Origin of the sequence: Brunnivagina elsteri CCALA 953, from assembly GCF_002289455.1 — a bacterium.
GTDB lineage: Bacteria > Cyanobacteriota > Cyanobacteriia > Cyanobacteriales > Nostocaceae > Brunnivagina > Brunnivagina elsteri.
Window position 1 is genome coordinate 1 of record NZ_NTFS01000203.1, and the last position, 12,109, is coordinate 12,109.

Genomic DNA, 12,109 nt, shown 5'->3' on the forward strand with positions numbered 1-12,109 from the left:
GTGAGAGGTTGGGGTATTTGAGCTTTTACCGTGTCTAGAAGCTGGTTGATAATTTCTTGGGTATTAACACTACGTAAACTCAGTGATGCAGCTTGGGAATGTCCCCCTCCTCCGAAGGGTTGAAAAATTTCGTTGAGCTTGATGTGAGGATTTTGGCTGCGTCCAATTATGCTTAAGCGTTTTTCGTTTAAAGGTTTCTCTTTTTCACTTCCCACAGGGAATTCATGGGCTAAAAAAAGTACATCTATTTCTGCGATCGCACATAACTGGGAAGCCAAACTTGATAATCCAGGCACAAACTTATCAGTACGTAAAATTACCCAAGCGATCGTACATCCAGGCAAACACAAATATTCGAGTTTTTCCAGCGCAATCTTGAGTAATTGCTGTAACTGTGGTGATAAACCTGGATCGAGATATTCATTAACTACCGTTAAATTTGCCCCTTGCTGCATCAACCATCCCAAAGCCACGGCATCGCGGGATGTGGAATTGTCGAAAACCAGGGAGCCAGTGTCAACATGGATACCAAGAGCCATCACCGTAGCTTCGGCAGGAGTTAGGGAAATATGAGATTTTTGCAATAGTTCAGCAATCAGAGTTGTGGTTGCTCCCACTGCTTCGATATGGGTTTCTGTTGCGGGAATATTGCTGATTTGGTCAGGGTGATGGTCGTAGATGATGATATTTTCAAGATGGGGTAAATCGAACCATTCTGCGGCTTTACCAATGCGATCGCGATTTTGGGTATCGACTACGTAAAGCGAGCTAATCTGCTGGGGATTTACCGAACGTCGTTCAATTAAAGCGAATTCATCACGATACAAAGCCAAAAATTTGCGGACAGGTGGATGTGCCCCTCCCGCTAACACAATTTTACATCCCCCATTTACCCGCGACAGCCCCACCGCAGCCCCTAGTGCATCAAAATCAACAGTCGTGTGACACAATATTAAATCCATAATCTTAAGGGGGATTGGGAAGAAGGTTAATTACCCAGAACTAATGACTTGGTAACGAATGGCAAATAAATATTGACAAATAACCACTAACTATTAATTCCTAGACATTAACCACAGTGTTGAAAATTCTGATACCTTACAATTTATTAGCTGAAACAGTAGAAGCTCCGCACCATATTACTCGAATTGGTGTCGGGATGTATACTGCAAAAGGGTAAAATCTGGACTTCTGTCATACTGTAGCTTGCTACTTACAGAAGCCTCTCTGCGTATACCCTACGGGTAGACGAGTGAGTTGGGAGAGGATGATTTTAATACCTTATGGCATAGCCGTAACAATTAAAATTATTATCAAGCAAAGAGCAAAATATTTTATAATTTGAACAGAGCGGAGGGGCATCCCGTTCTTTAAAGCTCATCCCCTCCTAAGCAATAGCCGGATTGGGTGAGAAGCCTACACTGTAGGAGTATGTCACGGACAGTAATCTTTGTGTCGTAAAATATCCTAATCTTAAAAATAGCTGTCTTAGGAGAAGAGAAAATGGCTTTTATATTCCAATTTGCACTTTTGGCTCTTGTACTGGTGTCGTTTTTAATGGTTGTAGGTGTTCCTGTCGCCTATGCCACACCACAGAACTGGATTGAATCCAAAAAACTGCTTTGGGTTGGTTCGGGAGTTTGGTTCGCGTTGGTGATTTTAGTTGGTGCTTTAAACTTCTTAGTAGTTTAAGTCACTGCTCATCCTCAAACCGAAATTTAATCTCCGCAACATTAGTAGCAGAGGAGCCATCAAGGATAAGGGTTAAGTGTTTAGGATAAAAGGACATATGTTTCTTTTTCCTTGTACTTTTTACTTTTACCTTGGCTTCTCTGCTATTTAATTGTAGAAGTATTGCGGTTCAAAAGGGGAAAGAGAGAGTAAGGGAAAATCCCCAATTCCCAATAATTTTTTCCAAAAAATTCGGGTTTTGCCCTGCTTCTGGAAATATATATTGCAAGAACTTATAGTTAATTAGTTAGTTTAAGAGGCAATCATGGCTGTATTTGAGGGAACTTTTACCCAGACGGAATCTTTACGATTTGCGCTAGTGATTGGTAGATTCAACGATTTGGTGACAACCAAGTTACTGGAAGGATGTCAAGATTGCTTGAAGCGTCACGGTGTTGATGTAAATCCCCAAGGTTCCCAAGTTGATTATGTTTGGGTTCCAGGTAGTTTTGAAGTTCCTGTTGTTGCGCGTCAATTAGCACTTTCCCATCGTTATGATGCGATTATTTGTTTGGGTGCTGTGATTCGTGGACAAACTCCTCATTTTGAGTATGTTTCATCTGAAGTTGCCAAAGGGATTGCTGCTGCTGGTTTTCAAACAGGTGTACCTGTCGTTTTTGGTGTGCTGACAACCGATACAATGCAGCAAGCCTTAGAACGTGCTGGTATTAAAAGTAACCTTGGTTGGGAGTACGCAATGAGTGCGATCGAAATGGGTACTTTAATGCGACAATTACGTACTTCTTTGGGGAATCAAGCTACCCATAACGATTCCTCTGGAGTATCGCAGTTAGGTAGTGGCTATCCTGGCAACTCACAATCCTTTCCCCCATCGCTCAAAAGCGCAAATTTAGGTGACTTAGCCAAGGAATCGGAAGGAATGGGTTAATTTTGGGAATTGGGCATGGAACACCAGTATAAAAATTATCCCAAATTATTGTAGGGGTGGGGTCTCCCCACCCTTATTTACGCATGATAAAATTGATAAGTCCATAGTCCATAGTTAGGATATTTGATTTTCCATACGTCTCTAAAAGTACATGAATATATAAGGGGGCGGGGAAACCCTTATTTACGAATGATAAAATTCATCAGTCCATAGTTGGGATATCTGATTTTCCATAAGTCCCTTTTTCGTTGTCTTCACCATTCTTAAATAAAAAGTATTGACAAATAAATCTACTCGTGTGAATATTAGAAGAGTGAATTATTCGCGGGTATAGCTCAGTGGTAGAGCGCAACCTTGCCAAGGTTGATGTCGCGCGTTCGAGTCGCGTTACCCGCTCTTTGTAAATGTAAAATATCAATTAGTAGACTATTTAAGTTCTATGAATTTGATATCATGTGCTGAATTAGCATTTTGAGAACAACTTTGGAATTATCATACTTTTGATATCCTGGTGTATTTCAGAAAAATGTTAACTGATTTTGCATAAGTGTTGGTTTTAAAGGTGTACAAGAAAAAGTAAATATTTTTAAGTACAATCAAACTGATTTCAGTAAGATGAACTACACTTAATAAATGTGCTGTTGGGCTGTAACGGCTTATAAAAGCACAAATTATGAGTAGATTTTAGTTTTTTAGCTTAAATAGCAGAATGCTTTCATCTACTTATTGATTTAAGAGAACACGCTCAAGTTATTAATTTTGCTTGTGCAATCACAAAAACCCGAAAAATTAGATTTTAATAGCGAATATCCTTGTCCCTGTCGTCGTCGGGGGAAGTTAATTCCGATTACGCTAACAGATGCATTTGGTTGCGATCGCTGTCAGCAGATTTTTGTAGTCGAAGATAACGGACAGGTTCTAGAGCAGCTTTCAACCACCTATCCTTACAAAAAAGCTTGGCACTGGAATGGTAGCAGCTGGAATGTAGTTCACCCAAAATTGGGAGAAAGTTATTTACCAGTAGCGCTAGGGATTATTTTCGTGCTAGTGATTATATGGCTACCGTTAGCTTTACGCTTGGCAAGTACTAACACAATACTTGCTTGGGCATTGGTAGCTTTATTGTTGGCGATTCTGCCAGCATTAATGCTCTGGCTTACCCATAGACCTTAATTTCGATGACTGTTGATGCTGATGCTTTTGATGATGCCTCTTACGCTATTGCAAGTGCCAAACGTGCATATTGCGCTTCTTTGAGGTTGGCGATCGCGAAAGGAATAGATCGAAGTCGTGCTGTGCTAGCAATGGCAAAAGCACTAAATGACGCATTCGATGATATTTTAGAGGCGAATACCCTCGACTTAGAAGCGAGTCGAGAAATGGCAGTTCCGGAGTTGATTTTGGACTGGTTAAAGTTAACTCCCCAACGATTGGATACGACAGTTGAGATTTTACAGCGTTTAGGGGAGTTTTCTGACCCTTTACGACGGGTACGAACGGCTGATTATCAGTTGGAAGATTCCCAAACCTATTCCCAGTTAATGCCATTGGGAACGATCGCGTTGGTTTACGAAGCATTTCCCGAATTAGCCGCGATCGCAGCAGGGATGTGCATTAAAACGGGAAATAGCATCATCCTCAAGGGTAGTACGGAAGCGAGTCATTCTAATGCTGCCATTGCTAGTGTATTACAGAATGCGATCGCAGAAATTGGATTACCAGCAGGTTGTATTGAGTTCATCAGTAGCGAACATGCTTCATCAACCCGCGATTTAGTTACCCAAGAACAATATTTAAATTTGGTAATTCCCTATGGACGTTCGAGTTTAATCCAGCAGGTAGTGCGTCAGTCAACCGTACCTGTCTTAAAATCCGCGATCGGTAATTGTTATTTATATTGGTCGCTGAATAGTAGTCTAGAAATGGCACGGTGGACAATTATTGATAGTCATAATAGCGAACCCGATCCTGTAAATGCCATTGAAAAAGTCTTAATTCACCGTCAAACATTACCATCATCTCTAACAACACTATTTAATAGTTTGAAGGAAAAAGGTTTTGAAATCAAAGGCGATCTAGAATTAGTCGAAGCATTCCCGCAATTACAATTAGCACAAGATAATGAATGGGGAAGTGCATATTTGAATCGAAATATTGCCTTTAAACTTGTTGATAGTTTGGAAGCTGGAATTAGTTGGATTAACCAATATAGTAGCGGACATGCAGATTGTATTGTCACTGAATCCTATCAAGAAAGTCGGCAGTTTGCTCTTGGTGTAAACAGTGCTTCCACATATATTAATGCTTCTCCTCGTTTTTCTCGAACTCCTTCCCGTGGTGATGCGGTGTTTTTGGGAATGTCGAATCAAAGAGGACATCGACGTGGATTAATTAATTTGGAAAGTTTGACCACAGTTAAGCATATTGTTCAGGGAAATGGACGATTTTAAATATTAGGAAATTACGTGAAGTTTCTACACTGATTAACTTCGCACCCAGTCTCAGCTTACCGTCTCATTCGCCATTACCCCATTAAACCTATATTTAATTTTGGTCTTTGTAATCAATGTTTTTGTACGCTTAAGTGATAAAGTACAATGAGCCTGCGATCTAATTTAGGGACTTCCTCAAAAAGAACATTCCAAATCGGCAAAATATATCAGTACAGAAAATAATCTTACCGATGTCCTTACCTACCGGAAAATTGTTTTTTTGGTGTTCCCTAGAGAACCGACCCACTAATATATGTTGACAAAAGCTAAAGTATGTGAATTAGGATAAAAAACCTATTTTGGGTAAAATATTTGAGCCTGTTTTTTAGTTTATGAAACTTTTGCAGATGCATTAGCTGCAAACTATCGTTGGTTGAAAATCATGGGAGTTAAACCTCAATAAATTACTGCATCTTGAATATTTAACCAAAATTACAGATACAAAATAAAGCTTTCAGGTACATAGTACTTGAAAGCTTTTGTCAAAAATAGGGACAAGCTAATGTGCATTTTTAATGCATATTAGTACGGCTAAAGTCAAAACTAAAGCAAGTTTTATTACCAATTTTAATTATTTTCTTGCTGATTTTAGAGGAAATGTGTAGTAAACCTTATTGCCTGTATCTGGTACAAATTGACACTCATTTGCCGATTGCCAAAGCGATTTCCAAACTGGTTCTTTCGACTCGAAGAAATATTCACCCATTACAGGTTTAATTGCCGCAGTTGCCTTCTTTAAATTGTAATGTGGCATATTCAAGAAAATGTGATGGGCAACGTGAGTACCGATGTCATGGTGAATATGATTAACAAAACCATAATCGCGATCGATTGTCGAAATTGCACCTTTCAAAAAAGTCCACTCATCTCCACGATACCAGGGAATACTGGGTTCCGTATGGTGCAAAAACGTGACCAAATCTAGCCAGACAACAAATACTAAATAGGGCATTAGATAGTATTTTAGTAACCATATAAAACCCCATTGATAAGTTAGGAAACCTAACAAACCAACCATCCCACTGCAACAGATAGTGCTGGTAATAACATCCCATTTTTCGGAAGGTTTGAATATGGAACTACTGGGGAGAAAATGGGAACCTGTTCTTCCTGGAGTTCGTGCAAATAGGTAAATTGGGTAAGCAATCAAAAATACGTAGTATCGTCCTAATTTCGATACCAAATCCATTTTCTTGTAATTTGACTCGCTGACGGGATACCAGCTTTCGTCGTTTTCTAAACTGCCCGTATTTTTGTGGTGCGTGCGGTGACTAATGCGCCAACCATGATACGGTACAAGAATCGGTGTATGGGAAATATGCCCCATTAAATCATTCAGCCATTTGTGCTTAGAAAATGATTGATGTCCACAGTCATGTCCAACCACAAATAAAGCCCAAAACATAGTTCCTTGCATTACCCAAAAAATTGGGAAGAAATACCAAGAATCGAGATAATAGGCTATTGCATATAGTAATGCGATCGCAGCAACATCGCGGAAGAAGAAAAACATTGACTTAACAACACTTGGTTGAAAGCATTCCGCAGGGATTGCAGCTTTTAAATCTCCAAGTGTGAAAGGTAAATTTGTACTTTCTTCTTGTGATTCAAGGTTTGGCTGGTTGGTGAAATTTACTGTATTCGATGTCACGTTATCTATGTTTTACGCTGATAGCCGGATATTTTTTGAAAACAGAATAGTCGCGCTTACTTCTATTAATAAAATTTATTAATAAAATGCGCTGTTTGCTCAAATTAATTAGCCTTTAATATTATTAGCATCTTTTGTTGGAAAAAATACAATTTTTTTCTAGTTAGGTAAAATTTTATAGCCTGTTATTTTTAACCCCATTAGAAAGAAAAAATATCGGTTCTTCCGTAGATGTTATGCTGAACTGTAAAGTTAAATTATGGATTCTCCTTTAAAATTAAGGATTTTAGGCAGTTATAACCTTGATTTTATCCCAAAGGCTCAAAAGTCAAGATTAAAAGCTATCTTCCTTGCCCAGCAAGGGATATGAGCTATTTTATAAGCGTTTATAGCATAAGAAGTAATGAAGAACCAAAATATCACACCAAGTACCAATAATTTGAAATGAGATAATAATCCCAAATTATTGGCACGGGAAGAACATCATTCCTGCATAACTACGGGAATTGGTCAAAACCAAAAATAAAATTAGGTGTTGATAACAAGCTCTTTTTGGGAAACTAAATTTGTATATGAGTCAGTTCCAAATTTCTTGAGTAAAGCGTAATTGGCTTTTAAAGCACCTGTGAAGGTTGGATATACATTGTAATCAACTCCAAATTCAGCACATACTTCAGCTAAAATTGGAGCAATTTTTGGATAATGAATGTGGCAAATATGGGGAAATAAATGATGGACAACTTGATAATTTAACCCACCGACATACCAGTTAATGAATTGATTTGTTGGTGCAAAATCAACGGTTGTTTTGACTTGGTGAATTGCCCACTCATCATCAACATTATTCGATGGCATTTCGGGTTGCACGAAGTCCACTGGCTCTAAAACATGTGCGAGCATAAAGACATTGCAAATTACCAATCCATATGTCATGTAGGCAATGCTAAATCCAGCTAACACTTCTAGTGGTGAATAACCAACAACCAGAGGGATGACACAAAAAATTCCTAACCAAATCACTTTACCAGTGAGTAATACAAGTATATCTTTTGTTTTAACTGGAACTATATGGTCGTGATACTTTCGTTTAAATAAGATAATTTGTACGTCTGACAATGACCAATAAAAGGGAATAATTAAGTAGATGAAATTCATGAAAATATGTTGGTATTTGTGATACCATTTATGCTCCATATAAGGTGACATTCTTACCAATCCATCACCATGTATTTCGACATCATGCCCTAAGATATTGGTATATGTATGGTGCAAATTATTGTGGCGAAATCTCCACAAATAGCTAGAAAGTCCAATGATATCGTAAGAGAATGCGATCGCACGATTAATTGATGTTTTATTTGAGTAACCACCGTGGTTTGCATCGTGTCCAACACTAAAGCCTATCCCAGCAATTCCCAATCCTAGACAGATACATCCCAGAATTTTCAGCCAGAGAATATCAGAACCAAATATAATAAAAGTCCATGCAGAAATTGTCCAACCTAAAATCAGGAAAGTTTTGAAATACATTGCCGGATTATCCCGTTTGGCAAGATTATTTTCCTGGAAATAATTATCTACTCTTTCGTTGAGTTGCTTTCTAAAGCCGATATTTTTAGCGAATGTAACTTTGGTATTTACTTGTGTCATGAATTAAATTAATTAGATTTGAGAATTACAACTTTTTAAGGAAGTTATAGATATTTTTTGGTGACAACAAAATTAAACACCAAAATCAAAGATGAGAAGCAATAAAAAGGAGTTAGAATTCAGAATAATCTACCCATGAAAAAATTTTGTTTTAACTTTTGAAGAATATTTGAATTTCATTTTGCCCACAATAGATAGGGTTTGAAACCAATATTCATCAGTTTATTCTGACTCCTTCATACATTTAGCTTCCCATCTTTGGCGGCTAATATTACTTACCAGCTTCGTATTGCTTGAAAGTAAAATAACCTTCATTTTCTTCGTATAATTGGCATTCATCGGTTAACTGCTTCATTAAAGACCATGAAAAAGTATACTCTTCATGTAAATAACTTCCCCAATTGTCTTTAATACTGCTGTATGCTTTCCGCAAATTATACCAAGGGATAGCGGTGGAAATGTGGTGTGGTACATGGACATTGATATCGTGGCAGAGGAATTCTACCCATGCTGGATAATCGCAGTGGATTGTACCTGCTAATTGTGCGATCGCTTCGTTCCATTTCGACGCATTCTTAAAGGGAACGTCTGCGGTGGTGTGGTGAACGTATGTAAAGGTACTCATCCAGAAATGGTAAACTAACCAAGGTATTACCCAGAATTTGATAAATCCCCAAATACCAGTGGTAATAATCAACGCTGGAAACACAAGAGCCGCGAATACAGCCACTACAATAATCGATAGTTTAATTTGAGAACGGTCTTTCTCTAAAAAATTATTTGGGTCAAAATGTACCAGTGCCCAATGTCCAACCGAACCAACCCACCATAATTTCTTGGTTAGAAAGGTTTTAAAAATGACTTGCCAAGTTGGGCTACTATTCTCATAAACTTCTGGACGAATTGGATGCCAAGCATTATCAAAATCCAATTTGTTTGTATGTTTATGGTGATAATTATGACCAATTCTCCAAGCATGAAATGGGTAGATTAACGGAGCGAATGCTAAATGCCCAACTAAATCATTTACCCAGCGACGGTTGGAAAAAGAACGGTGTCCACAGTCATGTCCAATGACAAAAAAACCTGTAAGTGCGGTTCCCGTGAAAATCCAAGCAAATGGCACAAGGTACCAGGGAGCCACAACTAAACTTGCGTAGCCCAAAGCCACCATGAGGACATTTATAACTACCTTTGCCCAAGCTTTACCCATATCTTTCTGGAAGCATTCGCGAGGAATGGATTTGATAATATGCTTGAGCTTGAAGTCCGGATTTTCAATAATATCAGATTCAAGAGCGCCAGAAATGCTTTTGATTGCAGCTTGGCGAGAATTTTCGCTATTTGCTATTGATGTCGTCATGAATACCTATAGAAAATCTCCTCACTTGTCACTCATTGATTATTAAAAAAATGAGTTTGTAGTAAAGTTTCGTAACGTCGATTTGAATTATATCAATAATAATCCCCAAATATTAGTCCCCGCCAAAAAAAAGCTAAGAGGATGTTTATAAAATAATTCTTAAGCTCCAAAAGCTTTGATTTGTCATACTGTACGGAGCGCTACACTTTCCCGTAGGGTTCCATCTCTAGACTACGCCCAGAAACCTAGATTCTAGCCTGCGGCAACGCGGTAGACGCGCAAGCGCATAGAAGTAAGTAGCAAGCTACAGAATGACATGATTTTATTTATAAACACCCTCTAAGGCGGGGAAAAGAGAATCATCTCACGCAGACTTATTTTATACTGCCAATAGCTACTCTTTCCTTCGGTGCTAGCTTTACATTTGTTGCTAACCCCAAAGTTTCGAGAACTTGAATGGTCATCCAGGTGAAATCTATTTCCCACCATTCCAAACCGTGACGTGCAGAGTACTGAAATGCGTGGTGATTATTGTGCCAGCCTTCGCCGTAGGTAAGTAATGCTACCCACCAGCAGTTTGTGGAGTGGTCGTCAACTTCATAGGTTTTGTAGCCGAACTTATGGGTAGCGCTATTAACAAACCAGGTAAAGTGCCATACCATCACCAGGCGAACAAAAACGCCCCAAACAACGAATGACCAACCGCCAATAGCCATTAAAGATAAACCCAGGGCGACCTGGATGGCGATCATATTTTTTTCTAAAAACTGGTAAACTGGGTCATCACCAATGTCTTTGGTAAAACGTGGAACCTCAGCAAATGCAGGAGATTGATAGAACATCCAGATAATATGACTCCACCAAAAACCCTTATTAGAATCATGGGGATCTTGTTCTTTATCCGAGTGCAAGTGGTGCATACGGTGCATACCAACCCAAGCAATTGGTCCACCTTGGCAAGTGAGTGTACCGCAAAAAGCGAGAAAATACTCAACCCATTTGGGGGTTTGGAAACTGCGGTGGGTGATTAAGCGGTGAAATCCCAGGGTAATGCCTAAGCAACCTGTAAACCAGTAAAGAAAGAGACACACGCCGACTGCTTGCCAGTTAAAATTGCCGGGGAGTAAAGCAAACAAAGCACCAACGTGCAAAGAACAGAAGAATAAAATGTGAACCCAGTTGAGTTGGGATTTGGTTGAAGTAGCAATTGTCATGAAGTAAACGCTAATAGGATTTGTTCAGAGATATGAAAGCGCGATCCGAGAATCCGCAAAATATTTAGTTAATTGAGAACGAGGTAGTAATGAACAGCTTAGAGCAACTGCGGGAAGCAGAGCAGGCACTGTTACAGATTTTTTCTGGAATTGACGCGACAGTCAAGCAAAATCTCCAACGAGTGCTAGATGCCTTTCGTCATCATAGGGTTGGAGCGCACCATTTTGCAGGTGTTAGTGGATACGGACACGATGACTTAGGACGAGAAACTTTGGATAAAGTCTTTGCTTCGGTCATGGGTGCTGAGGCAGCTGCGGTACGGGTTCAGTTTGTTTCTGGAACCCATGCGATCGCATGTGCTTTGTTTGGTGTGCTTCGTCCTGGTGATGAGATGCTAGCGGTAGCTGGGGCACCCTATGACACTTTGGAGGAAGTGATTGGTTTAAGGGGTCACGGTCAAGGTTCCCTTATCGAGTTTGGCATAAGTTATCGCCAATTGGAACTGACTGCGGAAGGAACAGTTGATTGGCAAGGTTTAAGTCAAGCGGTAGAGGAAAAAACCCGTTTAGTTTTAATTCAGCGATCGTGTGGTTATTCGTGGAGGTCGAGTTTATCGGTTGCGGAAATTGAGAAAATTATTCATATTGTCAAGTTGCAAAATCCGAACACTGTCTGTTTTGTAGATAACTGCTACGGAGAATTTATTGAAGTTCAAGAACCTACCCATGTTGGTGCCGATTTAATGGCTGGTTCGTTGATTAAGAATCCGGGGGGTACTATTGTCACGGCTGGGGGTTATGTTGCTGGACGTACTGATTTGGTGGAAGCTGCTGCATGTCGTCTCACTGCACCAGGAATAGGTAGGAACCAATGGGAGAACTCTGTTGAATGGCTTTACAGAAGGCAATTAGTTTTTCCGCAGAACCCAATTTAATTGCTTGGATCACATCTCGACGGGGTGCAAAAGGTGCAGGATTAACGGGATAACCCAACTTATCGAACACATAACCCGTCAAGTGAGTACCCTTCACCGCTTCCCCCACCATTTGCGGTGCGAGAAAAAAACCTTGGTACAATAACCGTAATTGGTCAAATGTGGCACCACCTTCCCTACCTAT

At 39.5% G+C, this 12,109-nt stretch carries 9 protein-coding genes, 1 tRNA gene and 2 pseudogenes; 6 read left to right on the plus strand and 6 right to left on the minus strand.

Annotated features, from left to right (window positions below; translation table 11 throughout):
• On the minus strand, positions 1–962 hold a 962-nt coding region (locus CK510_RS17540), incomplete at its 3' end, for a DHH family phosphoesterase (protein WP_143289338.1).
• Positions 963–1,503: 541 nt separating this feature from the next.
• Here CK510_RS17540 and psbZ point away from each other — a divergent pair.
• From psbZ to CK510_RS17565, 5 genes are all read left to right on the plus strand, one after another.
• Positions 1,504–1,692: a photosystem II reaction center protein PsbZ gene (psbZ, locus tag CK510_RS17545; protein ID WP_095722934.1), complete on the plus strand. Its 189-nt coding sequence runs from the start codon at positions 1,504–1,506 to the stop codon at positions 1,690–1,692.
• Positions 1,693–1,996: 304 nt separating this feature from the next.
• Positions 1,997–2,620, plus strand: coding sequence for a 6,7-dimethyl-8-ribityllumazine synthase (ribH, locus tag CK510_RS17550; RefSeq protein WP_095722935.1), 624 nt, complete (start codon positions 1,997–1,999; stop codon positions 2,618–2,620).
• A gap of 324 nt (positions 2,621–2,944) precedes the next feature.
• Positions 2,945–3,016, plus strand: a tRNA-Gly gene (locus CK510_RS17555).
• A gap of 369 nt (positions 3,017–3,385) precedes the next feature.
• A complete protein-coding gene (locus tag CK510_RS17560) occupies positions 3,386–3,793 on the plus strand; it encodes a hypothetical protein (RefSeq protein WP_095722936.1) in 408 nt (135 codons plus the stop codon).
• A 5-nt stretch (positions 3,794–3,798) separates the two neighbouring features.
• A complete protein-coding gene (locus CK510_RS17565) occupies positions 3,799–5,070 on the plus strand; it encodes a glutamate-5-semialdehyde dehydrogenase (protein WP_095722937.1) in 1,272 nt (423 codons plus the stop codon).
• A 613-nt stretch (positions 5,071–5,683) separates the two neighbouring features.
• Here the strand turns inward: CK510_RS17565 and CK510_RS17570 are convergent.
• The 4 genes from CK510_RS17570 to CK510_RS17585 form a co-directional block, all read right to left on the minus strand.
• Positions 5,684–6,763 carry a fatty acid desaturase gene (locus CK510_RS17570; RefSeq protein WP_095722938.1) on the minus strand — a complete coding sequence of 360 codons (1,080 nt, stop codon included), beginning with the start codon at positions 6,761–6,763 and terminating at the stop codon, positions 5,684–5,686.
• 528 nt (positions 6,764–7,291) lie between these two features.
• A complete protein-coding gene (locus CK510_RS17575; protein WP_095722939.1) occupies positions 7,292–8,413 on the minus strand; it encodes a fatty acid desaturase family protein in 1,122 nt (373 codons plus the stop codon).
• Between the two features lie 271 nt (positions 8,414–8,684).
• Entirely contained in the window at positions 8,685–9,776 is a 1,092-nt protein-coding gene (locus tag CK510_RS17580; protein ID WP_095722940.1) for a fatty acid desaturase, read from the minus strand.
• Between the two features lie 374 nt (positions 9,777–10,150).
• Entirely contained in the window at positions 10,151–10,990 is an 840-nt protein-coding gene (locus CK510_RS17585) for an acyl-CoA desaturase (RefSeq protein WP_095722941.1), read from the minus strand.
• Positions 10,991–11,079: 89 nt separating this feature from the next.
• Between CK510_RS17585 and CK510_RS17590 the strand changes: the two are divergent.
• Positions 11,080–11,853 (plus strand): annotated as a pseudogene (locus CK510_RS17590) (aminotransferase class I/II-fold pyridoxal phosphate-dependent enzyme); the annotation flags it as partial.
• On the opposite strand, the pseudogene CK510_RS17595 reads toward CK510_RS17590, so the two are convergent.
• A pseudogene (locus CK510_RS17595) lies at positions 11,849–12,109 on the minus strand (methionine gamma-lyase family protein); the annotation flags it as partial. The pseudogenes CK510_RS17590 and CK510_RS17595 overlap by 5 nt on opposite strands.